Annotated in this window: 21 protein-coding genes; 4 read left to right on the top strand and 17 right to left on the bottom strand. The window is 69.8% G+C overall.

Annotated elements, in window-relative coordinates; all coding sequences use genetic code 11:
- Window positions 1-99: 99 nt before the first annotated feature.
- Window positions 100-765, top strand: a complete 666-nt coding sequence (locus tag ACGFX9_RS21610; protein ID WP_393474207.1) for a zf-HC2 domain-containing protein — start codon at window positions 100-102, stop codon at window positions 763-765.
- An 18-nt stretch (window positions 766-783) separates the two neighbouring features.
- Here ACGFX9_RS21610 and ACGFX9_RS21605 read toward each other — a convergent pair whose 3' ends face one another.
- Window positions 784-1,644, bottom strand: coding sequence for an Fpg/Nei family DNA glycosylase (locus ACGFX9_RS21605; protein ID WP_393474205.1), 861 nt, complete (start codon window positions 1,642-1,644; stop codon window positions 784-786).
- Between the two features lie 4 nt (window positions 1,645-1,648).
- Window positions 1,649-3,718: a SpoIIE family protein phosphatase gene (locus tag ACGFX9_RS21600; protein WP_393474203.1), complete on the bottom strand. Its 2,070-nt coding sequence runs from the start codon at window positions 3,716-3,718 to the stop codon at window positions 1,649-1,651.
- A 151-nt stretch (window positions 3,719-3,869) separates the two neighbouring features.
- Between ACGFX9_RS21600 and ACGFX9_RS21595 the strand changes: the two genes are divergently transcribed.
- The gene (locus tag ACGFX9_RS21595; protein ID WP_393474200.1) at window positions 3,870-5,288 is read left to right on the top strand and encodes a lipase maturation factor family protein; all 1,419 of its coding nucleotides are present in this window, start codon (window positions 3,870-3,872) and stop codon (window positions 5,286-5,288) included.
- A 1-nt stretch (window position 5,289) separates the two neighbouring features.
- On the opposite strand, the gene ACGFX9_RS21590 is transcribed toward ACGFX9_RS21595, so the two are convergent.
- From ACGFX9_RS21590 to ACGFX9_RS21555, 8 genes are read right to left on the bottom strand one after another with little or no spacing between them, the layout of a single operon-like run.
- Complete coding sequence (locus ACGFX9_RS21590; RefSeq protein ID WP_393474197.1) at window positions 5,290-6,150, bottom strand: amidohydrolase family protein; 861 nt, start codon at window positions 6,148-6,150, stop codon at window positions 5,290-5,292.
- Window positions 6,135-6,449, bottom strand: coding sequence for an L-rhamnose mutarotase (locus tag ACGFX9_RS21585; protein WP_393474194.1), 315 nt, complete (start codon window positions 6,447-6,449; stop codon window positions 6,135-6,137). Before ACGFX9_RS21585 ends, ACGFX9_RS21590 begins: the two co-directional genes overlap by 16 nt.
- Complete coding sequence (locus tag ACGFX9_RS21580; RefSeq protein ID WP_393474191.1) at window positions 6,446-7,459, bottom strand: aldo/keto reductase; 1,014 nt, start codon at window positions 7,457-7,459, stop codon at window positions 6,446-6,448. Before ACGFX9_RS21580 ends, ACGFX9_RS21585 begins: the two co-directional genes overlap by 4 nt.
- 5 nt (window positions 7,460-7,464) lie before the next feature.
- Entirely contained in the window at window positions 7,465-8,229 is a 765-nt protein-coding gene (locus tag ACGFX9_RS21575) for an SDR family NAD(P)-dependent oxidoreductase (RefSeq protein WP_393474188.1), read from the bottom strand.
- Window positions 8,226-9,566, bottom strand: a complete 1,341-nt coding sequence (locus ACGFX9_RS21570) for an L-fuconate dehydratase (RefSeq protein WP_393474185.1) — start codon at window positions 9,564-9,566, stop codon at window positions 8,226-8,228. Before ACGFX9_RS21570 ends, ACGFX9_RS21575 begins: the two co-directional genes overlap by 4 nt.
- 50 nt (window positions 9,567-9,616) lie before the next feature.
- Complete coding sequence (locus ACGFX9_RS21565; RefSeq protein WP_393474182.1) at window positions 9,617-10,660, bottom strand: ABC transporter permease; 1,044 nt, start codon at window positions 10,658-10,660, stop codon at window positions 9,617-9,619.
- On the bottom strand, window positions 10,653-12,236 hold the full coding sequence (locus ACGFX9_RS21560; protein ID WP_393474179.1) for a sugar ABC transporter ATP-binding protein: 1,584 nt from the start codon (window positions 12,234-12,236) through the stop codon (window positions 10,653-10,655). Before ACGFX9_RS21560 ends, ACGFX9_RS21565 begins: the two co-directional genes overlap by 8 nt.
- An 8-nt stretch (window positions 12,237-12,244) precedes the next feature.
- A complete protein-coding gene (locus ACGFX9_RS21555) occupies window positions 12,245-13,330 on the bottom strand; it encodes a sugar ABC transporter substrate-binding protein (protein ID WP_393474176.1) in 1,086 nt (361 codons plus the stop codon).
- Between the two features lie 223 nt (window positions 13,331-13,553).
- On the opposite strand from ACGFX9_RS21555, the gene ACGFX9_RS21550 reads away from it, so the two are divergent.
- Window positions 13,554-14,255: a FadR/GntR family transcriptional regulator gene (locus ACGFX9_RS21550; RefSeq protein WP_393474173.1), complete on the top strand. Its 702-nt coding sequence runs from the start codon at window positions 13,554-13,556 to the stop codon at window positions 14,253-14,255.
- A 126-nt stretch (window positions 14,256-14,381) separates the two neighbouring features.
- Here ACGFX9_RS21550 and ACGFX9_RS21545 read toward each other — a convergent pair whose 3' ends face one another.
- The 6 genes from ACGFX9_RS21545 to ACGFX9_RS21520 all read right to left on the bottom strand — a co-directional run bounded on the left by ACGFX9_RS21545 (window position 14,382) and on the right by ACGFX9_RS21520 (window position 22,778).
- Entirely contained in the window at window positions 14,382-14,753 is a 372-nt protein-coding gene (locus tag ACGFX9_RS21545; RefSeq protein WP_393474170.1) for a VOC family protein, read from the bottom strand.
- 210 nt (window positions 14,754-14,963) lie between these two features.
- Window positions 14,964-17,993 carry an alpha-mannosidase gene (locus ACGFX9_RS21540; protein WP_393474167.1) on the bottom strand — a complete coding sequence of 1,010 codons (3,030 nt, stop codon included), beginning with the start codon at window positions 17,991-17,993 and terminating at the stop codon, window positions 14,964-14,966.
- Between the two features lie 265 nt (window positions 17,994-18,258).
- Window positions 18,259-19,527 (bottom strand): glycosyl hydrolase, encoded by a 1,269-nt coding sequence (locus ACGFX9_RS21535; RefSeq protein WP_393474164.1) that lies wholly within the window; start codon window positions 19,525-19,527, stop codon window positions 18,259-18,261.
- 61 nt (window positions 19,528-19,588) lie between these two features.
- On the bottom strand, window positions 19,589-20,410 hold the full coding sequence (locus tag ACGFX9_RS21530) for a carbohydrate ABC transporter permease (RefSeq protein ID WP_393475365.1): 822 nt from the start codon (window positions 20,408-20,410) through the stop codon (window positions 19,589-19,591).
- A gap of 113 nt (window positions 20,411-20,523) precedes the next feature.
- Entirely contained in the window at window positions 20,524-21,447 is a 924-nt protein-coding gene (locus ACGFX9_RS21525) for a carbohydrate ABC transporter permease (RefSeq protein WP_393474161.1), read from the bottom strand.
- Window positions 21,448-21,470: 23 nt separating this feature from the next.
- Window positions 21,471-22,778 carry an extracellular solute-binding protein gene (locus ACGFX9_RS21520; RefSeq protein ID WP_393474158.1) on the bottom strand — a complete coding sequence of 436 codons (1,308 nt, stop codon included), beginning with the start codon at window positions 22,776-22,778 and terminating at the stop codon, window positions 21,471-21,473.
- A gap of 251 nt (window positions 22,779-23,029) precedes the next feature.
- Between ACGFX9_RS21520 and ACGFX9_RS21515 the strand changes: the two genes are divergently transcribed.
- The gene (locus ACGFX9_RS21515; protein ID WP_393474155.1) at window positions 23,030-24,043 is read left to right on the top strand and encodes a LacI family DNA-binding transcriptional regulator; all 1,014 of its coding nucleotides are present in this window, start codon (window positions 23,030-23,032) and stop codon (window positions 24,041-24,043) included.
- Here ACGFX9_RS21515 and ACGFX9_RS21510 read toward each other — a convergent pair.
- Window positions 24,040-25,311 (bottom strand): acyltransferase family protein, encoded by a 1,272-nt coding sequence (locus tag ACGFX9_RS21510; protein WP_393474152.1) that lies wholly within the window; start codon window positions 25,309-25,311, stop codon window positions 24,040-24,042. The two genes, ACGFX9_RS21515 and ACGFX9_RS21510, sit on opposite strands and share 4 nt — an antisense overlap.
- Between the last annotated feature and the right edge of the window lie 309 nt (window positions 25,312-25,620).

Genomic DNA, 25,620 nt, shown 5'->3' with positions numbered 1-25,620 from the left:
CGGGTGTTCCCGTCCCACCCCTTGAGTGATTCGGCGGTCCGCTGCGTACGGAAGGGCAGGAAACACCCCTCCTGCCCGACTCGTCACGCAAGGAACGCCATGAGGTCCCTGGAGCGGCATCGTGACGCCGGCGCCTACGCGCTCGGTGTCCTCGACGCGGCGGACACCTTCCGCTTCGACGATCACCTCATGGACTGCCCCGCGTGCCGGGCCATGGTCGATGAACTCGGCCCGGCCACCCAGCAGTTGGCAGCCCTCCAACGCCACACGCCGCCGCATGTCGAACCGCTGGCCGCCCCCGGCCCCGGCCTCCTCGACCGGCTGCTCACCGAGGCTCTGCGGCTGCGCAGGGCCGGGCGCAGGCGGTGGCTGAGCGCGGTCGCGGCGAGCGTCGTGCTGGCGTTCGCCGTTCCCGCGACGGCGGTCCTCACCGCCGAGGGGCCAGGACCGGAGCGGATCACCGCCCGCGACGGCCGCACCGGCGTCTCGGCGACCCTGACCGCGCGGGGCCGCGACTGGGGCACGGACATCGGGCTGCGCGTCCGCGACCCCGAAGGCGCCCACGTCTGCGAACTCGTCGCCGTCGGCACCGACGGCTCCGAGCAGACGGTGACGACCTGGAAGGCGCCCGCCACCAGCCCCTCAGGAGAGCCGTCGGCCGAGCTGTCGACGCGGGGCGGCGCGGCCCTGCCCCGCGAGGACATCGCACGTTACGAGGTGCGCACGACGGACGGGAAGCGCCTGCTGACGTTGCGGCGCCCCTGAACTCCCGGTGGCCACACGTCATTTCAGCAACCGGGACATCCTCCGGTCCGCCAGCAGCTTGCCGCCGGTCTGGCATGTCGGGCAGTACTGCAGCGAGGAGTCGCTGAAGGAGACCTCGCGGATGGTGTCACCGCAGACGGGGCACGGTTCACCGGCGCGGCCGTGGACGCGCAGGCCGCTCTTCTTCTCTGCCTTGAGGCGGCCCGCCGCGACTCCGCGCGAGCGCTCCACCGCCTCGGTCAGCGTGGTCCGCAACGCCACATACAGCCCATGGGTCTCCTCCTTCGTGAGGCTCGACGTGAGCTTGAACGGGGACATGCGGGCCGCGTGCAGGATCTCGTCGCTGTACGCGTTCCCGACGCCCGCGATGAGGCTCTGGTCCCGCAACGCGCCCTTGATCTGGCGGCGTTCGCCCGACAGAAGACCCGCGAATCGGTCCTCGTCGAAGTCCGGGGCCAGCGGATCGGGGCCGAGGCGGGCGATGCCCGGGATCTGTGCCGGGGCCTCGGTCACGTACACCGCGAGGCGTTTCTGTGTGCCCGCCTCCGTCAGGTCGAAGCCCTCGCCCGTCTCCAGAGCGACACGCACCGCGAGGGGGCCCTTGCCGGGGCGGGGCGGGCCGTCGGGGAGGCGGTCCTTCCAGTGCAGCCAGCCCGCGCGGGCGAGGTGGGTGACCAGGTGCAGGCCGTCCGCGTCCAGGTCGACGAACTTGCCGTGGCGCGTCACATCCGTGACGGTGCGGCCTTCGAGGGCGCTGACCGGTGGGTAGTACGTCTTGAGGACGCTGACCGCGACGGGCAGCACCCGGACGATCTCGCGCCCGACGAGGTGATCGGTGAGGAAGGCGCGCAGCGCCTCGACCTCGGGCAGTTCCGGCATCCGCTCACTCCTGACCGTCCCGCGCGGGCACGACGAACTCGCACCACACGCACTTGCCGCTGCCTCGCGATTCGACGCCCCACACATCCGCGAGCATGTCCACCAGCATCAGCCCACGCCCCGAGACGCCCGACTCCCCCGCCTCCCTGCGGCGCGGCAGCGCGCTTGAGGCGTCCTCGACCTCGACGCGCAGGCGCCGGTCGCTCCCGCTGATCACACGCAGGGTCACGATCGCCGCGCCGTCGGTGTGCATCAGGGCGTTGGTGATCAGCTCGTCCGCCACCAGCTCGATCTCGTCGGCGCCGTCCCGGGCACCCCAGGCGCGTACCGCGGCCCGGATCATGTGCCTGGCCTCGGCGAGCGCCTCCGGATCGCCGGAGCCGACATGCTGCTGGAGGCGTCCGCCGGCCTGGGGCGCGTCGAGCAGGCGGCGGCGCAGGAGCAGCAGCGCCGCGTCGTCGTCACCGCCCCGCTCGTCCACGCTCGAACAGAGGCGGTCGGCGAGCTGCTGGAGGTCGCCCGGGCCCGAGCAGGCCAGCTCGCCCAGGGCCCGCAGCCCGTCGTCGAGGTCGGCGCCCGGCTCCTCGATGAGACCGTCGGTGAAGAGCAACAGGGTCTGGCCCGCGTCGAGTTCGAAGGTGGTGACGGGGTATTCGAGACTGCCGAATTCGACCGAGAGGCCCAGCGGAAGACCGCCGTCGACCGGCACCCTGCGACAGCTCCCGTCGGTCTGCTGGACGAGCGGGTCGATGTGACCGGCCCGCACCATCTGGACCACGCCCGTCGACAGATCGGTCTCCGCGTAGAGGCAGGTGGCGAAGCGGTCGGTGTCCAGCTCGTGCAGGAACCCCGAGGCGCGCGCCATGACCGTGGCGGGCGTGTGCCCCTCGGCGGCGTAGGCGCGCAGCACGATGCGCAGCTGGCCCATGACGGCCGCCGCGTGCGTGTCGTGGCCCTGTACGTCGCCGATGACCGCCCCGACGCGCCCGCCCGGCAGCGGGATCACGTCGTACCAGTCGCCGCCGATGTCCCGGCCGAGCGCCGCCGAACGGTAGCGGACGGCGACGTCGGCGCCGGGCACGCCGGGGATGGTGCGGGGCAGCATCGCCTGCTGGAGGCCCTGTGCGAGGTCCTTCTCCTGCTCGTAGAACATGGCGCGCTGCAGGCTCTGCGCTATGCCGCTGCCCAGCGCGACCAGGACGTTGCGTTCCTCCTCGGTGAAGCCGGTCTTGTCCTGGTAGAGCAGGCCGAGTACGCCGATGGGCTTGGCCTGCGCGATCAGCGGGAGATACGCGGCCGATGTGATGCCCAGCTTGTCTATGTACGGCCACAGCTCAGGGTAGGAGGAGGCGAACTCCTCCGCCGTCTCGATGAAGCGCGGCGAGAGCGTCCGCACGGCCTCGCTCATCGGATACCGCTCGTCGATCCGCGTGAATTTGGTGCCCGGCACGAAGCTGCCCTTGGGGCCCTCCGCGACCAGACGGATCCGCCCCGCCTCCACCAGGCCCATGACCAGGTTCGACGCCCCCAGATGGGCCAGGCCGTTGGTGTCCTTGAGTACGTCGATGACGTCCCGCACGGTGCGGGCGTGCGCGAGGGCCGCCGTGGTGCCCTGCACGATGCTCGTGCGGCGGCGCCGGTCCTCCTTCTCGTCGGCGCGCTCACGCCTGGCCGTGCTGTCGCCGAGCTCCTGCGTGGCGTCGCGGACGATGCCCACGATGCGGCGGGGGCGGCCGGTCGCGTCACGCTGGATGAACCCCTGGGTATGGGTCCAGCGCAGGCCGCCTTCGCGCAGCCGTACGCGGAAGTAGGCGCCGTAGTTCCGGCTGCCGTCCTTCAGCGCCTGCGAGACCAGGGCGTCGAGGCGGTGCGACTCGACCGGCGACACGCGGACGGCGAGGCACTCGGGGCGGCCGTCGTACTCGTCGGCCCGGATGTCGAAGACGTCCAGTCCGGCGGCATCGAGATGCATCAGGCCGGTGTCGAGGTCCCAGTCGAAGCAGCCTGTGTGGTTGAACGCCAGGACCGACCGTGGTTCCGCTGGCCAGTCGTCCGGCAGTGACGAGGTCGTCATGACACTTCATGATTCTTCGCTGTCGGGCCCAAATGCGCACGCTCAGCTCGGCGCGTCGCCGGGGCCACCGGCCGGGGGCGTCGGCGAGGGCTGCGGCGAACGGGTGACGGGCGAGGAGGGACGCGGGCCGCTTTGGGCGCAAGATGGCCCTGTGGAGTGGTTCTCAGCCGATCAGTACTGGCTCAGCCGGCTCGTCTTCCAGCGGGCGCTGGCCGCCGTCTATCTCGTCGCGTTCCTGGGCGCGGCGCTGCAGTTCCGTGCGCTGATCGGGGAGCGCGGCATGCTGCCGGTGCCGCGGTACGTCGAACGCGTGCCCTTCCGCAAGGCACCGAGTCTCTTCCAGCTCCACTACTCGGACCGCTTCTTCGCCCTGGTGGCGTGGACGGGGTGCGCCTGCGCGGCGGCGCTGCTCGCAGGCGTCGACGGTTTCCTCCCGCTGTGGGGCGGCATGCTGCTCTGGGTCGTGCCGTGGGCGCTCTATCTGTCGATCGTCAACGTGGGGCAGACCTGGTACGGCTTCGGCTGGGAGTCGCTGCTCCTGGAGGTGGGCTTCCTCGCCGTCTTCCTGGGCAACGACGAGACTGCGCCGCCGGTGCTCGTGCTCTTCCTGCTGCGCTGGGTGCTCTTCCGCGTCGAGTTCGGCGCCGGGCTGATCAAGATGCGCGGCGACGCCTGCTGGCGCAAGCTCACCTGCCTGTACTTCCACCATGAGACGCAGCCGATGCCGGGCCCGCTGAGCTGGTTCTTCCACCATCTGCCCAAGCCGGTCCACCGGATGGAGGTGGCGGCGAACCACTTCACCCAACTCGCCGTGCCGTTCCTGCTGTTCACGCCCCAGCCGATCGCGACGGCCGCGGCCTGCCTGATGATCGCCACCCAGTTGTGGCTGGTGCTCTCGGGGAACTTCGCCTGGCTGAACTGGCTGACGATCGTGCTCGCCGTGCCCGCCGTGGACTTCGGGAGTGTGGGAGCGCCGTCACGTTCGCCCGCTTCCCCGCTCTGGTACGAGGTGGTCGTCATCGCCGTGACCGCCCTGCTCCTGGGTCTGAGCTACCGGCCGGCGCGCAATCTGTTCTCGCGGCGCCAGATCATGAACTACTCCTTCGACCCGCTCCATCTCGTCAACGCGTACGGCGCGTTCGGCAGCGTCAGCCGCGTCCGCCAAGAGGTGGTCATCGAGGGGACGGCGGATGCGGTGCCGCGCCAGGACTCGGACTGGCGGGAGTACGAGTTCAAGGGCAAGCCGGGTGATGTCCGGTACTGGCCGCGCCCGTTCGCGCCGTACCATCTGCGGCTCGACTGGATGATGTGGTTCGCCGGGCTCTCCCCCGCGTACGCCCGGTCCTGGTTCGGCCCTCTGGTGGAGCGACTCCTGGAGGGTGACCGGGACACGCTGCGGCTGCTGCGCCGCTCCCCCTTCCCGCCGGACGCGCCTCCCGCGTACATCCGTGCCCGCCTCTACCGCTACCGCTACACGACCTGGCGTGAGCTGCGGGAGACGGGGGCCGTCTGGGAGCGGACCTACGTACGGGAGTTCCTGCCGCCGACGCGGGTCGGATCGCCCCGGTGAGTCAGAGAGCGTAGACGCGGGTCGCGGTCCCAGCGAAGAGGGCGGTGCGTTCGCAGTCACTGAGCGACTCCGTCAACTGCCTTGCTGTGTCGACGACTTCCGCGTACGTGGCGGCCAGGGTGCAGACGGGCCAGTCCGAGCCGAACATCAGGCGGTCGGGCCCGAAGGCGTCCAGGACGGTGTCCGCGTACGGGCGCAGGTCATCGACGGTCCAGGTCTTCGGGTCGGCCTCGGTCACCAGACCGGAGAGCTTGCAGACCGTGTTGGGGAGTGCGGCGAGAGCCCTGACGGCCGCCGCCCAGGGCTCAAGGGCGCCCGAAGCGATGGGCGGCTTGCCCAAGTGGTCGAGTACGAGGGTGAGTTCGGGGTGTTCTTGGGCTGCCTTGACGCAGGCGGGGAGCTGGTGGGGCAGGACGATCAGGTCGTACGCGAGATTCGCCGCGCCGATAGCGGCCAGTCCGCGGCGCACGTCGGGCCGCAGCAGCCACTGCGGGTCGGGCTCGCCCTGTACCTGGTGCCGGATCCCCACGAGGCGTTGTCCGCCCGAGAGTTGGCGCATCGCGGCGAGCGTGTCGGCGACATCCGGGTGGGTGAGGTCGGTCCATCCGACGACGCCCGCCACGAGGTCGCTCTCCGCGGCCAGGGCGAGGAACTCCGGCGTCTCCTCGGCGACGGTGACCGTCTGGACGAGCACGGTCGCCGCGACACCCGCGGCGCGGGCCTCCGGCTCCAGGTCGGCGAGGGAGAAGTTACGGCGGATCGGGGCGAGCGCGTCGCCGGTGATCCATTCCTGGTCGCGTACCGACAGGTCCCACACGTGGTGATGGGCGTCGACGAGTTCCGGCGTCACGGCAGCTCCCATACGACGGGCAGCCCCGCCTCCGCGCCTTCGGCCGAGTAGTCGTGGACGACGTCGAGCAGCTCGGCCATGCGGGCCTGCCAGGCGATGTTGACCGGCAGTCTGTCCAGCTCGGCGAGCATACGGGCGTAGTCCTCGCACTCCAGAAGGTGGAAGAGATCTGTTCCGCTGCGCCAGATCGTCCAGGAGGTGGCGCCCGCCGCGCGGATGGCGGCGGTCAGCTCGGCGGGCACCTCACGGTGAGCGGCGTCGTACTCGGCGACGCGGTCGGCGCGGACCTTGGTGTGCAGGGCGACTCTCACGCGGGGTCCTCTCCGGGTACGGATACAGGTACAGGTACAGGTACGTCTGCGGGCAGCAGGCCTTCCGCTCTGGCTTCCTTCCAGAAGTCCGCGGGGACGGCGGCGGCGAACTGCCGTGCCGCGTCGCGCACTTCGCGGCGTGAGCGGGCGCCGACGAGGACGGTGGCCACCGCCGGGTGCGCGAGGGGGAAGGCCAGGGCGGCGGCGCGCAGGGCGGTGCCGTGCCGTTCCGCGATCGCCTTCAGGTGGCAGGCGCGGTCCACGAGGGCGCGGGGTGCCCTCGTGTAGTCGTAGGTCGCGCCGGGCTTCGGGTCGGCGAGGAGACCCGAGTTGAGGACGCCGCCGATCACCACCGCCTTGCCGCGTTCCTGTGCCGCCGGGAGCAGCTCGGCCAGGGCGCTCTGGTCCAGGAGCGTGTAGCGGCCCGCACAGAGCACGGCGTCGACGTCCGTGTCACGGATGAAGCGGGCCAGCATCGCCGTCTGGTTCATGCCGGCGCCGATCGCGCCGACGACGCCTTCGGCGCGCAGCCGCTCCAGGGCCGGATATCCCTCACGGAAGGCCTGGTCCGCGTGGTCGTCCGGGTCGTGGAGGTAGACGACGTCGACGCGGTCGAGGCCCAGGCGGGTGAGGCTCGCCTCCAGGGAGCGGCGGATGCCGTCCGCGCTGAAGTCCCAGACGCGGCGGTGCGTGGCGGGGACGGCGAAACCGTGGGCGAGGTCGTTGCCCACGGGACCGGCCACCGGCTCCAGGAGGCGCCCCGCCTTCGTCGAGACGGTGTACGTGGACCGGTCGCGTCCCCGCAACGCCTCGCCCACCCTGCGCTCGGACAGGCCGATTCCGTAGTGCGGCGCCGTGTCGAAGTGGCGGATGCCCGCGTCCCAGGCCGCGTCGAGCGCCTCGGCTGCCTCCTCGTCGCTGACCGGCGTGTAGAGGTTGCCAAGGCCTGCGGCGCCGAAGGACAGCTCGGTCACCCGGACGCCGCCGGGTCCCAGGGTGCGCCGGGTCATGCCGCTCACTGGCCCGCCGGGCGGAGCCGCAGGCCCTGCATGCCGCCGTCGACGGCGAGCGCGGTGCCGGTGGTGGCTCCGGAGAGCGGGCTCGCCAAGTAGGCGACGGCGCCCGCGACTTCGTCGGCGCTGACCAGGCGGCCGGTGGGCTGCCGGGAGGCGAGCGCGGCACGTTCGGCCGCCGGGTCGGGCGCGGCGTCCAGGAGGCGGCCCACCCACGGGGTGTCCACTGTGCCGGGGTTGACGCAGTTGACGCGTACCCCTTCGCGTACGTGATCCGCGGCCATGGCGAGTGTCAGGGAGAGCACGGCGCCCTTCGACGCCGAGTACAGGGCACGCTGCGGAAGGCCCGCGGTGGCGGCGATCGAGCAGGTGTTGACGATCGCCGCATGGGTGGAGACACGCAGGTGCGGAAGGGCGGCGCGGGTGGTGCGCACGATCCCGAGGACGTTCACGTCGAGCACCGTGTGCCACTGGGCGTCGTCGTTGTCCTCGACGGTGCCCTGCGCGCCGATCCCCGCGTTGTTGATCAGTACGTCGAGTCCGCCGAGGTCGGACACGGCGGCGGCGACGGCTTCGCGTACCGAGGCGTCGTCCGAGACGTCGGCGCGGTAGCCGGTGAGCGGCTTCTCCACCGTGTCCGGGTTCAGGTCGAGCACGGCGACCCGGGCGCCGCGCGCGGCGAGCAGCTCGGCCGTGGCGCGTCCGATGCCGGAGGCTCCGCCGGTGACGAGGGCCTTGAGCCCCTGGAAGTCCTGGGCGTCAGTCATGCGGCTGCTCCTTTGCCCTGGGCGAGGTCGGCGGCCCAGAAGACGCCGTCAGGATAGGTGAACTCGGCGAGCGACTCGGCCCGCATGGTGGCGGAGAAGCCCGGCGCCGCAGGTGGCATGTAGTGGCCCTCGCGGAGCACGACCGGGTCGATGAAGTGGTCGTGGAGATGGTCGACGTACTCGATGACGCGGTTCTCGGTGGTCCCCGACAGCGCCACATAGTCGAACATCGACAGATGCTGGACGAGTTCGCACAGGCCCACGCCGCCCGCGTGCGGGCAGACCGGGATGCCGAACTTGGCGGCGAGCAGCAGGATCGCGAGGTTCTCGTTGACGCCGCCGACGCGGGCCGCGTCGATCTGCAGTACGTCGATCGCGCCCGCCTGGAGGAGCTGCTTGAAGACGATGCGGTTCTGCACGTGCTCGCCGGTGGCGACCTTGACCGGGGCGACGGCCTTGCGGATCGCCGCGTGGCCCAGAACGTCGTCGGGGCTGGTCGGCTCCTCGACCCAGTACGGGTCGAACTCCGCGAGGGCGCGGGTCCATTCGACGGCTTCGTCGATGTTCCAGCGCTGGTTGGCGTCGATCGCCATCCGGATGCCGGGCCCGATCGCCTCACGGGCGGTACGGCAGCGTCGTACGTCGTCCGCCAGGTCCGCGCCGACCTTCAGCTTGATCTGCGTGAAGCCGTCCGCCACGGCCTGCCGGGCGAGCCGGGTGAGTTTCTCGTCGCTGTAGCCGAGCCAGCCAGGCGAGGTGGTGTAGCCGGGGAAGCCGCGCTCCCGCAACAGGGCTTCCCGGTCGGCGGCTCCCTCGCGACCCAACTGCAGGAGACCCAGGGCCTCTTGAGGCGTGAGCGCGTCCGCGATGTAGCGGAAGTCGATCTGGGAGACAAGCCACTGGGGCTCGGCATCGGTCAGGAACCGCCACAGCGGCTTGTGCGCGCGCTTGGCGGCCAGGTCCCAGAGTGCGTTGACGACGGCGCCGATCGCCATGTGCATCACGCCCTTCTCGGGCCCGAGCCAGCGCAGTTGGCTGTCCCCGACGAGGTCGCGATTCAACGTCCCCGGATCGGCGCAGAGTTCCTCGACGGACCGGCCGAGCACGTGGTGGCGCAGCGCCTGGATCGCGGCGACCTGGACGTCGTTGCCGCGCCCGATCGTGAAGGTGAAGCCGTGCCCCTCCAGACCGTCGTCGGCGTCGGTGCGAAGCACCACGTAGGCGGCGGAGTAGTCGGGGTCCGGGTTCATCGCGTCGGATCCGTCCAGTTCACGTGAGGTCGGAAACCGTACGTCGTAGGTGTCAACCGCGGTGATGCGGGCGGGAGTCGGGGACACAGGAGGCCTTTCCGGAAAGGGGCTGAGGAGGCGGGGAACCCAGAGCGGGGTCAGTCCTGTGCGCGGCCGGTGGTGACGCGCGCGATCATCAGGGCGACCAGGATGATTCCGCCGTAGATGGCCTGGATCCAGAAGGACGGCACCTGGGCGAGAGTGAGCAGGTTCTGTACGACGCCGAGCAGCAGTACGCCGGTGAGGGCGCCGAACATGGTGCCCTTGCCGCCGTCGAGACTGATGCCGCCGATGACCGCGGCCGCGAACACGGTGAAGATCATGTTCTGGCCCTGGTTGGCGTTGATGGCGCCGACATAGCCGGTCTGCATGAGTCCGCCGACGGCGGCGAGAACGCCCGCCACGATGAACACGCCGAGCATCACGCGCTCGACGCGGATCCCGGCGGCGCGTGCCGCGTCCGCGTTGCCGCCGATCGCGTACAGGGCGCGGCCCACGCGGTGGTACTTGAGGACGAACCCGGCGACGCCGAAGGAGACGGCGGCCAGCCACACCGAGAGCGGGATGGTCAGGAACGTCGAGGTGGCGAGGGTGTAGAAGGCGTCGGGCATCCCGAAGAGCGTCTTGCCCTCGGTCGCGCCGACGAGCAGTCCGCGCAGCACGATCAGCATGGCGAGGGTGACGATGAAGGCGTTGAGCTTGAGCTTCACCACGAGGATGCCGTTGAAGGCGCCGATGACCGCGCCGACCACGAGGATCGCGAGCAGCGCCACCACGGCGGGCATCTCGGTGCCGAATCCGGCCTGTGCGGCGGGCAGCACGAGCAGCGCGCCGACGGCGGGCGCGATGCCGACGACGGATTCGAGGGACAGGTCGAACTTGCCGGTGATGAGGACGAGCGACTCGGCGAGCACGACCATCGCGAGGGCGGCGGAGGCTCCCAGGATCGAGATGAGGTTCCGCTCCGTGAGGAACGAGTCGTTGACGAGTGTGCCGAGCAGCATGAGGAGCAGCAGGGCTGGGACCAGGGCGAGTTCGCGGGCCCTGCGTAGCAGAACGGAGCGCGCCTGGGCGCGGGCGTTGTCGGTCTTCGCGGTCAGGTCCGGCGCGGTCGAGGCCGACGGGGCCTTCGTGTCAGCCACGGTCATTCACTCCTTTTTGCACTCCTACGGTCTCTTCCACGCCCGCGCTCTCCCCGACGCCCTCGATCGAGGCGATCAGGTCGTGGTCGGTGAAACCCGCCTCGTGCTCGGCGACGACTCTGCCGTGGAAGAGGACAAGGACGCGGTCGCAGCGCCGCAGGTCGTCCAGCTCGTCGGAGACGACGAGGACGGCGGTGCCGTCCTCGCGGGCGTTGTCCATCCGGGCCAGCAGCGACTCCTTGGACTTCACATCCACGCCCGCGGTCGGGTTGATGAGGACGAGGAGCCGCGGCTCGGAGGCGAGGGCGCGCGCCATGACGACCTTCTGGGCGTTGCCGCCTGAGAGGTCGGAGACGGGCTGGTCGGGTCCCTCGGCGTGGATGTCGAGGCGGTCGATCAGCTCCCGGGCGAAGCCGCGCTTGCGCTCGGTGCCGACGAAGCCGTACTTCCCGAGCCGGTCGAGGACGGTCATCGTGGCGTTGTCGCCGATCGTCATCCCGAAGACGAGGCCCTGGTCGTGCCGGTCGCGCGGGACGCAGCCGACACCGGCGCGCAGCGTGGCGGTGACATCCCCGAACGGCAGCTGCTCACCGTCGAGTCGGGCGCTCCCGCCGGTCGGCGTGTGCAGTCCCGCGATGGTCTCCGCGAGGTTGATCTTGCCGCTGCCGCTGGATCCGGCGAGGCCGACGACCTCGCCCTTGCGGACGGTGAGGTCGACGTCCGCGTACGCCTCGCTGGTGAGGCCCGTGACGTCGAGCATCACCGGTGCGTCGGCGGGGACCTCGGTCCGGGCGACGGACTCCTCGGCGGCCTCCTTCTCCCGCAGGGCCTCCCCCGCCATCGCCTCGACGAGGGCGGCGCGCGGCAGATCGGCGACGGGCGCGGTGGTGATCCAGCGGGCGTCGCGCAGGACGGTGACGGTCTGGCACACCTCGTACACCTCCTGGAGGTGGTGCGAGATGAAGAGGAAGGTGACGCCGGACTCCTGGAGGGCCCGCATCCGGGTGAAGAGGCGTTCGATCTCTCGGTTGTCGAGCTGCGCGGTGGGCTCGTCGAGGACGATGAACCGCGCCCCGAAGCTGAGCGCTCGCGCGATCTCGACCATCTGCCGGTCCTCGACCTTGAGGTCGGCGGTCCGCGCGTCCGGGTCGACCCGTACGTCCCAGGTGTCGAGCACATCGGCGGCCTGCGTACGCAGCTTGCGCCAGCTGATGAAGCCGCCGCGCCCTTCGGGCTGCCGGTTGATGAAGAGGTTCTCGGCGACGGTCAGATCCGGCACGACTGTCGGCTTCTGATAGACGCAGGCCACCTTGCGGCGCCAGGCGTCGCGGTCGGTGAGCGGGGGCGCGGGTTCGCCGTCGAAGAGGACGGTGCCCGCGTCCGCGGCCTGGAGTCCGGTGAGGATGGTGACGAGGGTGGACTTGCCCGCGCCGTTGCGGCCGACGAGGGCGTGGGACTCACCGGGCAGGACGGTCAGCTGTCCGTCCTGTAGGGCGACGGTGGGTCCGTACCGCTTGCCTATGCCGGTCGCTTCGACGAGCGGAGTCGCCGCAGGGCCGGTGGGGGGCTTGGTCATCGGCGTACTCATTTGACCGTGTTGCCCCACAGCTTGGAGTCGTCCACGTTCCCCTTCGTGACCAGGGGCGCGGGCAGTTGGTCCTCCAGGATGCCGCTGGGCAGCTTGACGATGGTGGAGTCGTGGTCGGTCGGGCCCGGCTTGAACTTCTTCCCCTTCATCGCGGCCTTGATGTAGTACATGCCGTACTTGGCGTACGCGTCGGCGGGCTGCGAGACGGTGGCGTCGATCTGGCCCTTGCGGATGGCGTCGAACTCCTGCGGGATGCCGTCGTTCGAGATGACGGTGATGTGGCCCTTCTCGCCCGCCTTCTTCAGCATCTTCTTGGACTTCAGGGTCTGCAGGGTGGGCGCGAGGTAGACACCGCCGGCCTGCATGTAGATGCCCTTGATGTCGGGGTTGGAGTTGAGCAGGGTGTCCAGCTTGGACGCGGCCGTGTCGGACTCCCACTTGGCGGGGATCTCCAGGACCTTGAGCCCCGGGAACTTCTTCTTCACGCAGGTGCGGAACGCCTCGGAGCGTTCACGGCCGTTGACGGAGGCGAGGTCTCCCATGATCTGGACGACCTTGCCGGTCTTGACCTGCTTGCCGAGGTACTCGCAGGCCTTCTCGCCGTACGCCACGTTGTTCGCCCGCACCACCATCGCGACCTTGCCCTTCTCGGGGGCGACGTCGACGGCGACCACGGGTACGCCCTTGCGCTCGGCCTGGTCGAGCCCCGCGGAGATCGCGGCACTGTCGAGGGGCGCGACCACGAGCCCCTTGACGCCCTGATTGAGCTGGTTGTTGATGTCGGTGATCTGCTGCGAGGGGTCGCTGTTGGAGTTGACCGTCTTGAGCGCGTCGACGTCCTCGGACTTCGCCATCTTCGGCACGTAGTCGTTGTACGACTGCCAGAACGGCGAGGTCAGCAGCGGCAGGATCACCCCGACCTTGCCTTCACCGCCGCCCTCACCTCCCGCGGGCGACGCGCTGTCCTTCGTACTGCCGCATGCCGTGAGCACGAGGGACGCGCAGGCGGCCGCGGCGGCGATCCGCACCACCCGCGAAGACCCCGCCCTGCTGGACCTGTTGCGCACTGTTCTGCCGGCCATCTGACGGCTCCTCATCGAGCGTGAACGGACGAAGTCCTGGCGAATTCTGGCTGAGCCCTGGTTGAGCCCCGATCGACCCCTAGCGCCTGCTGGGCGAATATTTATCAGACCACTTGGCGCCCACAACACCCCTCGGCGCCAAGTTTTCCCGGTTTCAGGCCGTAGTGGTCGGACCACATCTCTGATTAGACTGCGGCGCACCCGGCTAGTGGAGGAGCGTTACGTGGACGAGACCGCCCCGCAGAAGGGCACCGTGACCGGGCGGGCCATCGAGCAGGTCAAGGCGATGATCGGCGAGGGCAGGCTGGAGCCGGGTGAACGCCTGCCCACGGAGCGGGAGCTGGCCACCCAGCTGGGCATCTCGCGCAGTTCGATGCGGGAGGCGATCCGCGCGCTCACGGTGATGGGCGTGCTCGAAGCCCGGCACGGCTCGGGCATCTACGTCACGCAGCTGGAGGCCGGGGATCTCCTGGAGACCTTCGGAGTCGTGGCGGACCTGTCGCGCGGTCCACGCCTCGTGGAGCTCCTGGAGGTGCGCAGGGTCCTGGAATCCACCGCGACGGCACTGGCCGCGGCCCGCATCTCACCCGACCAACTGGCGGACGTGGAAAAACACTTGGCGGCGATGAACGCCACGGAGGACCCGGAGGAAATCCTCTCCCACGACCTGGCTTTCCACCGCACGATCGCGTTGGCGGCGGGCAACGACACGATGGCGGCAATCCTGGAGGGCCTGTCCTCACGCACGTTCCGCGCGAGGGTGTGGCGCGGCTACCAGGAGGAGGGCGCCTTCGAACGCACCCGGCGAGAACACGCCCGCATCCACCGCGCGTTGGTGGCCCGCGACCCGGAGGCGGCGAGGGCCGCGGCGGCGGCGCATGTGGGGGAGGTGGAGGAGTGGCTGCGGGGGCAGTTGGACGGGTGAGAGCGGTGCGGTAGTCGCCTACCTCGGTAGTCCGGTCGCGGACCCGCGCACCCGCGCCGAGGCCACGGGTGTTTCCCGGCGGTCCGGCGGGCGTTGCACCACTGGGCGGATCGCCTCCGCACCGGCCTAGACGATGAGGGTCTCCTTCGGGCGGACCACGCAGAACTCGTTCCCCTCCGGGTCGGCCAGGACGGTCCAGGACTCCTCACCGCTCTGCCCGACCTCCGCCCTGCGGGCCCCGAGTGCGATCAGGCGCTCGATCTCGGCGTCCCGGTCCTCCGCGCCGGACGTCAGATCGAGGTGCAGACGGTTCTTGACGACCTTGCGGTCCGTCACCGGCATGAAGCAGATGCCCACCGGCGCGGTCTCGTCCGGACCGATCACGACCTCCCGCTCCCGCTCGGAGAGAATCCGCCAGCGCAACGCATCGGCCCAGAACCGGGCCAGGGCGGGGAGATCGTGGGCGTCGATGACGATGTGGTGCAGCGAGACGGGCATGGGGCCAGTGTGCCCGTTGGTCGGGCCGACCAGGTCCCCCTTGGTCACTTCAGCAGTCGCGCCGCATAGATCCATGGCCGACCGGCCAGGTGGTGACTTATGAGCAGCGTAGACAGGGGTATTTGTCGACGCGGAGCAAGACGCCGGACGAGCTGTCCATCAGCCCGTCCGGCATCCGAGCGTTTGCTCCCGCCCCTGCTCAGTGCGACGTCACGCCCGCGTCAGCCGCAGCGTCACCAGCTCGAACGGCCGCAGCGTCAGGGCGACACCGTCACCCGCGCGCTCCGGCGCCGCGGCGTCCGCGAGGGGCCGCTCCAGCAGGTCCGTCGCCTCGACGGAACCGACCGGGAAGCCCGCGGTCAGCGTCGCCTTCGCGCGACCACCGCGCGACTCGTGGAAGCGGACGACCACGTCGCCGCTGCCGTCGTCGGCGAGCTTGAGTGCCGTGACGACGACCGCGTCGTTGTCGATCGTCACCAGCGGGGCCACCTCGCCGCCGCCCGTCACCTGCCGCTCGGGCAGGTTGATCCGGTAGCCCTCCCGCACCGCGTCGCCGATCCCGGCCCCGGGCACCAGCGCGTGCCGGAAGCGGTGCACCCCCTGGTCCGTCTCGGGGTCGGGGAAGCGCGGGGCGCGCAGGAGTGAGGCGCGGACGGTCGTCGTCGTGCCGGAGTCCGAGGCGCGGACCGTGCGGGTCACGTCATGGCCGTACGTCGAGTCGGTGACGAGCGCGACGCCCCAGCCGGGCTCCTCCATGTGCACGAAGCGGTGGTTGCACGCCTCGAACTTGGCGGCCTCCCAGCTCGTGTTGGTGTGCGTGGCCCGGTAGAAGTGGCCGAACTGCGTCTCCGACGCGTACCGCTCCGCGTGGATGTCCAGCGGGAACGCCAGCTTGAGGAACTTCTCCGTCTCATGCCAGTCGACCTCCGTCTCGATGTCCAGACGCGTGGAGCCGGGCGCCAGGGTCAGCACCTGGGTCAGACGTGATGCGCCGAAGCTTCGTACGACGCGGACCGATGCGTCGTCCTCGACGGGCTCGACCGCTTCCGCCTCGGTGAGGTCGGTGACCGTGTTCCGGTAGAACTCGTCGACGTCCCACGCGTCCCACATGTTCGGGAAGTCGGCGTGGATCTGCGGCAGGTTCGCCGCCTGGCCAGGTGCGACGGTCTCCCGGTCGGCCACGATGTCGTACGCCGAGACGATAAGGCCGCGCGCGTCGATCTCGACCCGCAGCAGACCGTTGTCGAGAACGTAGCCGCCCTCGGCCCGCGAGGCGATCGCCGACTGCCCGTCGATCGCGGCGGGGCGCGCGCCACCGGCGGGGACGCCGTCACGGGTGTGTGGGGTGGAGTTGAAGACAAGAGTGGCCGTGCCGCCCCCGCCCTCCCCCGCAAGCGCGCGCTGGGCCGCATCGATGATGCCGTTCAGCTCCTCGGCGACCGCCGCGTACGTCGCGCGCGCCTCCCGGTGCACCCAGGCGATGGACGAGCCGGGCAGGATGTCGTGGAACTGGTGGAGCAGGACCGTCTTCCAGATGCGGTCCAACTCCTCGTAGGGGTACGAGAATTCGGGTGCGCGGACCGCCGCCGTCGCCGCCCAGAGTTCGGCCTCCCGGAGCAGGTGCTCGCTGCGGCGGTTGCCCTGCTTGGTGCCCGCCTGGCTGGTGAGGGTGGCGCGGTGCAGCTCCAGATACAACTCGCCCACCCAGACGGGGGCGTTGGGGTACTCCGCCTCTGCCTTCTCGAAGAAGGCCGCCGGGGTCTCCCACTTGACGGTCGCCGAGCCCTCCAGGTCACGCAGGCGTCCCGCCTTCGCGATCATCTCGCGGGTGGTGCCTCCGCCTCCGTCACCCCAGCCGGTCGGGGCGAGGGAGTGCCGGGCGACTCCCTTGTCCTTGAAGTTCTTCGCCGCGTGGGCGATCTCGCTGCCCTTCATCGAGCAGTTGTAGGTGTCGACGGGCGGGAAGTGCGTGAAGATGCGGGTTCCGTCGATGCCCTCCCAGTTGAACGTGTGGTGCGGGAAACGGTTGGTCTGCGACCAGGAGATCTTCTGCGTGAGCAGCCACTTGGAGCCCGCCGCCTTGATGATCTGCGGCAGGCCCGCGGCGAACCCGAAGGTGTCGGGCAGCCACGCCTCGTCGTTCTCGATGCCGAACTCGTCGAGGAAGAACCGCTTGCCGTGCACGAACTGCCGGGCCATCGCCTCCGAGCCCGGCATGTTCGTGTCCGACTCGACCCACATGCCGCCCGCCGGCACGAACCGCCCGTCGGCGACCGCCTTCTTGACCTTCGCCCACACCTCGGGCCGGTGCTCCTTGACCCACGCCCACTGCTGGGCCTGCGACATGGCGAAGACGAAGTCCGGCTCGTCCTCGATGAGCGCGGTCATGTTGGACGTCGTACGCGCGACCTTGCGCACCGTCTCGCGCAACGGCCACAGCCAGGCGGAGTCGATGTGGGCGTGGCCGACGGCGCTGATGCGGTGCGCCGAGGGCTCGGCCGGGGTGGCGAGGACGCCTTCGAGCTCGGCGCGGGCCGCGGCCGCCGAGCCGTTCACGTCCTGGAGGTCGACGGCGTCCAGGGCGCGGCCGATGGCGCGTACGAGGGCGTAACGGCGCCCGGAGTCCTCGGGGAGTTCCAGCATCAGCTCGCCAAGGACTTCGAGGTCGATGACGAGCTGCCACACGGTCTCGTCGAAGACGGCGAGGTCCATACGGGCGAGCTTGTACTGGGGCTCGCTGCCTGCCGTCTCCTTGTCGCCGAGCTGGGTGGGCAGGAAGGGGTGGTAGTCGAGGATCACGGGGTTGGACGCGGCCTCGATGTGCAGGCGTACGTCTTCGCCGCCGGTCGCGGGGGTGGCGATGCGCACCCACTGGTTGCGGGGGTTGAGGCCCTTCACCGGGGTGCCGTCGGGGCGGTAGACCAGGCCTTCGCACTGGAAGCCGGGCATGTTCTCGTCGAAGCCGAGGTCGAGGATGGCCTCGACGGTCTTCCCCGCCCATTCCTTGGGCACGGTGCCGGTCACCTGGAACCAGCTGGTGGACCAGGGGGCGCCCCAGGGGGTGCCGACTTCGGTCGGCTGCGGGGTGGCGGCGAGGCCCTCTTCTACCGGCACAGGCTCACCCGGGGCGGTCCAGACGGCGACGTCCAGGGGGACGGATTCGGGGTAGACGGCGGGGCGGATCCGCTCGTCGAGGACGCGCTTGAGGCGGGCTTCTATGAGGGTGCGGTCGTCGTGCATGGTGCTCTCCGTGGTGTTGGTGCGGGTGGTGAGGCTGTGGTGGGTGGGGGTTCTTTCCCCAACCCCGCCCCTTCCCGAACTGGGGCTCCGCCCCAGACCCCGGTCCTCGAACGCCGGACGGGCTGAAAGATTCTCCCGGACCGGCGGGGCTCTCAGCCTGTCCGGCGATTGAGGACGAACTCGGCGAAGCCGGTGATGGCGGCACGCAAGGCCCCCGCGCCAGCGGGTTTTCGGGAAGGGGCGGGGTTGGGGAAAGATCTCGTTCCTAACCGACCTCCCCCGGCCGCACAACCTCCGTAATGCCCCGCGCAGCCAAATGCGCCGAGTCACCGACCCGACCGGCCAGCACGGTGGTAGGCCGCACCCCGTCCGCCACAAGTCGGACGAACGCCTCGAACACCGCTCCCCCAGGAGCACACGCCGACCGCGCGGAAGGCGAGTCCTCGACCACCACGGCGGTGGACCGAACCGCAGGCTCATACCGGCGCCCCCGCCACTCCTTGGCGATCCGAGCCAACACCTCACCCCCCGGCTTGACCCGCCCCTCGTTGGTCAACAGGCCCAGGCTGTACTCAAGTTCGGGGAAGTCCACCAGCGACCGCGACACATCGTGGGAGCACCACCACGTCACCCCCCACACATCCGCGCAGTCCAGCGCCGCCTCCACCGTCGCCTCGGTGAAGGAAGCCGCGTACTCGGCGGGAATGAGAGGAGCGGGAGCGCCGACCTCCTGGAGCCAGACGGGGCGGTGCGGGTCGTCCGCCCAGGCCTTGGACAGCTCGATCATGTACGCCGCGTGCTGCACGGTGGCGACCCCCTCCCGCCCGTGCCGCTGGGCCGTGCCGTTGAACACCCAGGAGTGCACGGCGGTCGCACCGCCGAGCCGGGTGGCCTGGGCAGGGGTGAAAGGCTGGTCGTCCTGGTACCAGGCGGCGTCGTACTCGGCGTGCAGATGCAGCTTGCCGGGAGCGCCCTCCTCGCACGCGGCGAGCACCCGCCGCAGCCACTGCTCCGCCTGCTCCTGGGTGATGCGGTCGGGATCGGGGTGCGGGCCCGCCGAGAACTGGTTGACCTCGTTGCCGATGGTCATGCCGATGAAGTTCGGCCGGTCAGCGAGCGCGGCGGCGAGCGTACGAAGGTACGTGACCTCCCCCTCCACCACGTCGGGGTCGGTGAATATGTTCCGCCGGTGCCAGGTCTGCGTCCACGCGGGCAGGAAGTCGAAACTGGACAGGTGCCCCTGGAGTCCGTCGACGCTCACGTCGAGCCCACGCTCACCGGCGGCATCCGCGAGGGCGACTAGCTGCTCCACCGCGCGTGGCCTGATCAGGGCACGATTGGGCTGGAAGTACGGCCAGATCGGGAAGACCCGGATGTGGTCGAGGCCGAGCGCGGCGATCGCGTCGAGGTCGGCGCGCACGGCGTCGAGGTCGAAGTCGAGCCAGTGGTGGAACCACCCTTGGCTCGGCGTGTAGTTCACGCCGAAACGCGGCGCGATCGAAGGCACATAGGGCACACGAGTCGTACGAGACATGCGAGTCCTGGTTCTCGGGGATGTGGGGGTCCGGTGCGGGTACGGGCGGGGCCGCGTCGGTTCAGCCCTTCACGGCGCCCTCGCCCACCCCGCGGAAGAAGTACCGCTGCAGACAGGCGAAGAGCACGATCAGCGGGAGTACGGCGATGACCGTGCCCGCGGCGACGAGCCGTTCGTCGTTGGCGAAGGTGCCGTGCAGATAGTTCAGGCCGATGGTCAGGGTGAACCTGTCGGGGTCGCTCAGCACGATCAGCGGCCACAGGAAGTCGTCCCACGCGCCCATGAAGGCGAAGATCGCCACCACGGCGAGGGTTCCCTTGACCGCGGGCAGGGCGATCCGCAGGAAGCGTTGCCATACGTTCGCGCCGTCGACGTACGCCGCTTCCTCGATCTCGTACGGCAGATTCAGGAAGGCGTTGCGCATCAGCAGGACGTTGAGCGCGGAGACGCAGCCGGGCAGCAGCACCCCGATGAGGGTGTTGTTCAGGCCCAGCTCCCGCATGGTCGTGAACTGGGCGATGATGATGCCCTCCACGGGCACCAGCATGGCGAGGATGAAGACGACCGTGGCGGCCTTGCGGCCCCGGTAGCGCAGGCGCGCCAGGGCGTAGCCGGCGAGGGTGGCGCCCACGCAGTTGGTCACCACGTTGGCGGCGGCCACCTTCAGGGAGTTGAGCGCGTAGTCCCAGACGGGGATGGTGTCGGCGACCCGCTCGTAGTTGTGGAGCGTCGGGCTGCTCGGCAGGAACTTGGGCGGGGAGCTGAAGATGTTCTCGTGCGGGCCCTTGAGGGAGGTGGAAAGCTGCCACAGGAAGGGGCCGATCATCAACGCCAGTACGGCGAGCAGGAGTCCGTAGCGCAGGACGATCTCCCACACCGGCATCCGGCGGCCGTTCTCGTCGGTGACCCGCCCGCGCTTGCGGGCGCCGGTTTTGCGGACCTTGCCCGCTGCCTTCCGCCCCGCCTGCTCGGTCTTGCGCGTGTCCGTCGCGATGCTCACGCGTCCTCCTTCCGGTCCGCGCGCAGCACCAGCAGCATCAGCGCGACGGTGACGACGAAGACGACGACCGAGATGGCCGACGCGTACCCGACGCGGCCGGTCAGGCCGGTGCCGACGCGCTGGACGAGCATCACGAGCGTGGTGTCCTCGCCCGCGGGGCCGCCGTTGGGCCCGGCCATCAGATAGACCTCGGAGAACACCTTGAAGGCGGCGACCGAGGACAGGGCGGCGACCAGGACCATCGTGGAGCGCACGGCGGGGACGGTGACGGTGAAGAAACGGCGTACCGCCCCCGCGCCGTCCACCGCGGCGGCCTCGTGCAGCTCGCGCGGCACGTTGGCGAGCGCCGCCAGATAAATGATCATGTAGTAGCCGAGGCCCTTCCAGACCGTGACCGCCATGGCGCTGAACAGCAGCAGCCACTGATCGCTGAGGAAGCCGACCGAGCCGACGCCCACCGCCTCCAACACCGCGTTGACCAGGCCCCGTTCATCCAGCATCCACACCCAGATCAGGCCCACCACGACGATGGACGCGACCACCGGCGTGTAGAACGCCGACCGGAAGAAGGTGATGCCGGGGATGTGTTTCTGGACGAGCATCGCGAGCAGCAGCGGCAGCAGCACGAGCGCGGGGACGACACCGACGATGTACAGCGTCGAGTTGCGAAGGCCGATCCAGAACATGTCGTCGTGCAGCAGCTCCCGGAAGTTGTCCAGGCCGACGTACTCCCCCGGGATCAGGGTCCGCTTGTCGGTGAAGGAGTTGATGAGCGTGCTGACGAACGGATAGAGGATGAAGATGCCGACGATCAGCAGTCCGGGCGCGGCGAACAGCCAGGGGCTGTGCGGCAGTTGGCGCCTGATGCGACCGCGCGGGGCGGCGTCACGAAGGGAGGCGGCGGCGCTGGAGCTTTTCATGGTGGTGGTCCCGTGTCGTCTTCTCAGCTCTGCTTCAGCAGCCGGTCACAGCTCTTGACAGCGTTGTCAAGCGCTTCCTTGGGACTCTCCTTGCCTTGCAGCGCCCGGGCGACCGCGTTGCGCAGCTCGATCTTCATCTGCTCGCTGAACAGCACGGGCGTGTAGTTCACCGCGGTCTTGATGGACTTGGCGGCGGCGATCCGCACGCGGGTGTCGTCGGTGCCGTCCTGCTTGGTGAAGTACGGGTCGTCGAGCGAACCCTGCGTACTGGGGAAGATCGCCACCTTCTTGGCGAAGGACATCTGGTGCTGTGCGTCCGTCACGTAGTGGGCGAAGGCCACGGCGGCGGGGGTCTGCTTGGTGCGGGTGTTCACCATCACCCCCATCACGTACATGTTGTCCTTGCCGGTGTTGGTGATCTGCGGCGTGATCCCGATGTTCTTGTAGAGGCCGGGGGCCTCCTTCTTGAACTTGCCGAGGTCCAGGGCGCTTCCGGGGTTCATGGCGACGGCCTCGGTGAGGAACTTCTTTCCCGTCGACTCGGGCGTCGCGGTGAGCGCCTGACCGTCCAGGGCCTTCTTGTCGTACAACTTCTTGTACTTGGTGAGGAGTTCGACGCCCTTCGCGCCGTTGAAGGTGAACCTGGTGCCGTCCTTGTCCATCAGCGGCACGCCGTAGCGCCCGAAGTCCTCGATGGTGGGGACGTTGGCGAGCGTGGCGGTCCTGCCCTTGCTCTTCTCCGCCAACGTCAGTGCGTCGTCGAAGAGTTGGCCGTACGTCTTCGGGGGCTTGTCGGCGTCGAGCCCCGCGTCCTTGAAGAGCCGCTTGTTGTAGAAGAGCGGCCCGGTGTTGAGGTACCAGGGGAAGGCGTACGTCCCTTCCGTGCCCGGTATCCGGTGGCTCTTCCACGCGCCCGGCAGGTACTCCTTCTCGTACTTCCCTGCGGCCTTGTCGAGATCGAGCGCGAGTCCGGCCTTGGCGAGCGGGGCGACCAGGTCGGGCGAGACGTTGACGACGTCGGGGAGGGTTCCGGCGGCGGCGTCGGCGCTGATCTTGTCGGCGTAGCCCTCGCCGGGCTGGTCGACCCAGTGCACCTTCGTGCCCGGGTACTTCTTCTCGAAGCCGTCGACGACGCCCTCGAAGTACGACTTGAAGTTGGCTTTCAGGTTCCAGGTCTGGAAGGTGATCTCGCCCTCGACCTTGCCGGAGGCGTCCGTGGAACCGCCTCCGTCACCTCCGTCGCCACAGGCGCTCAGCGGCAGGAGCACGGCGAGGACGGCGGCAGCGGCGGCTGCCCTTCGGGGGATGCGGGGATGGTGGGAGATGCGCACGGTGAAACGGCTCCTTTGCTCGGCCCAGCGTGAGGCAGACCTTGCATGGAAGTCCGGTAAAAAGTCAATGGATTAGCTGAACATTCGCTGCCGTACCCACCAACTGTGCAGGTCAGAGAGGTGCGTTGAACTTCTTGCAAGGATCGACTAATGCGCTTTAGAGTGGCTGGGCTCAAGCGCATTAGTCTGCGCGCACGAGGAAAGGGGCAACACGGGTGCAAGGCAAGCGGTCCCCGGCACGTCGGCCGACCATGAAGGACATCGCGCGCCGCGCCGGAGTCTCCGAGAGCGCCGTGTCCTTCGCGCTCAACGACCGGCCCGGAGTCTCCGACATCACCCGCGACCGGGTCCGCAGAGTCGCCGAGCAGCTGGGCTGGCACCCGAGCACGGCGGCGCGCGCGCTGTCCGGCGAGGGCTCGGCGACGGTGGGCCTCGTGGTGGCCAGGCCTGCCGGGACGCTCGGCGTCGACTCGTTCTTCCTGCAGCTGATCTCGGGCATCCAGGAGGTCCTGGCGGAGCGTCAACTGGGCCTGCTCTTCCAGGTGGTGGAGGATGTGGCCGCCGAGTGCGCGGTCTACCAGCGGTGGTGGGCCGAGCACCGGGTGGACGGCGTCCTGGTCGTGGACCCGCGCACGGACGACCCACGGCCGGCGCTCCTGGACGAGCTGGGGCTGCCCGCGGTGGTGACGGGCGGCGTGCCGGACCCCGACGCGTGCCACCCCCACCTCTCCACGGTCTGGGCGGACGACGCGGGGGCGATGGCATCGGTCGTGGACCATCTGCACGCCCTCGGTCACCGCCGCATCGTGCACATCGCGGGGCTGCCGGGCCTCGCCCACACGGAGCGGCGCATGCGTACGCTGCGGGCCGAGGCGAAGCGGCGCGGCCTGTCCGAGGTCCGCTCGGTGACCACGGACTACTCGGACGCGGAGGGGGCTGCGGTGACCCGCCGGGTGCTCTCGGCCGCGTCGCCGCCGACGGCTCTCGTGTACGACAACGACGTGATGGCCGTGGCGGGGGTCGCCGCGGCGGCCTCGCTCGGGTTCGGCGTGCCCAGGGACGTGTCGGTGATCGCGTGGGAGGACTCGGCGCTGTGCCGGATGGTGCACCCGTGGCTGACGGCACTCTCGCGCGACACGGTGTCCTTCGGCCGGACGGCGGCGCGCGAACTCCTGTCACTCCTGGACGACGGCCCCGCGGCCACGGTCCAGGTTCCCCTGCCGACGTTGATCGAGCGGGAGAGCACCGGCTCCGTACCGGGCTAACCGGCACCGGGCGGGGGCTTGTGCGACGCGCTGCTGGGGAGGGCCTCGCGCGCCGCGGGAACCTCGACCTCGCCTGGTGGCGGCGGGGTCGGCGGGCGTCCCCTGATGACCCGCGTCATGGGGAGTTCGACCAGCCGGTAGAGGGCCCAGGCGGTCAGAGCGGCCGCGGCGAGATAGCCGAAGAAGAAGCCGATGTTCGCCCAGACGGGCAGCGCCTGGTCCGGCCGGGAGATCAGACCGAGGTCGACGAGCCATGGCCGGATGCGGTCACGGGTGTGCAGCACGAAGAGCATGTGCACGGCGTAGAAGCAGAAGGAGATCTTGCCCAGGAACACCATGCGCGGCCCCCGGAAGGGCGTCCACTTCCCGGCCCGGTCCGCGGTGGCGAGCGCGGCGATCAGCAACGCGAACGGGATGAGCATGCCGGCCGCACGCTGCATGTGCGCCGGCAACTCCCGGTTCAGCACGAAGCCGACGACGCAGATGGCCAGCGAGAGGGACACGCCGGGCCCCGACCAGGCGTTCCGCCGGATCAGCAGCGCGATGATCACGCCGAGTGCGAATTCGGTCAGGCGCATCGGCGGGAAGATGTAGGTGAACCAGTACATGAACTGGTTGTCGAAGCCGTCGAGCGACACGAACATCGCGGGTTCGGGCGTGCGCAGCGCCAGAACCTCCCCCGCGAGGCCGGGCAGCACGAAGGTCAGCGCCACGCAGACCACGGCCGAGATCCACAGCGTCCGTGTCGCCGCGCGGGAGAGCACCAGGAGCAGGGCCGGGAAGCACAGGTAGAAGAAGGCCTCGCAACTCAGTGACCACATCACCGGGTTGATGCCGAGGAAGTAGGACTGGTCGGGAACCCACGCCTGCACCATGAACACCTGCGCGAGGACGACGCGCCAACTCGGCCACATCTGGGCGGTGATGATCAGCAGCAGGGCCGCGGCGAGCGAGCTGACGACGTACACCGGGAAGATCTTTGCCAGTCGCTTGCGCCAGAACTCGCCTGCCTTGCGGCCCTGCGGCGTCGACCAGGTCAGCACGAAGCCGCTGAGGACGAAGAAGAAGGAGACGCCGATGAATCCGGTGCGGAACAGGTCGTAAAGGGCACGGTCGAACGGCGCGGGGCTCCGCGCCCCGAGCTCCGTTCCCAGCCGCAGAGCGGTGAAGTGAAGCCCGAAGACCAGGAGCGCGGCGATCCAGCGCAGTCCGGTCAGGGACGGGAGTGTGTCACGCCGTGGAGGTTCGACCCCGTGTCCGCTGCTCATGCCAATGGGCCCTTTCCTGTACGACGTTCTTGCCCGAGGGCTGCCGGCCCGGCGAAGGAGCGCAAACTCACCGGCAGAAGTCGTGAACCAGACAGCTCGCCACAGAACCCCCGAGACCGGGAGTATCCTCTTCACGGCCGATCAAGCAGTCAAGGCGGCGCGCTCGCCCGGCGGCCGAAGGGGGCCTGATTACGACTGTGGACGAAATGCCGTGCCCCGCCGCCGACTTGACCGCGATCCCGCTGCCGCACACCTCCCCCTCCATATGCTCACGGAACGCCAACTCCCCGGCCATTCCACTCAATTTCG

This window comes from Streptomyces sp. NPDC048436 (assembly GCF_043200355.1).
In the GTDB taxonomy this organism is placed as follows: Bacteria; Actinomycetota; Actinomycetes; order Streptomycetales; family Streptomycetaceae; genus Streptomyces.
This window is presented reverse-complemented; position numbering and strand designations above follow the sequence as displayed.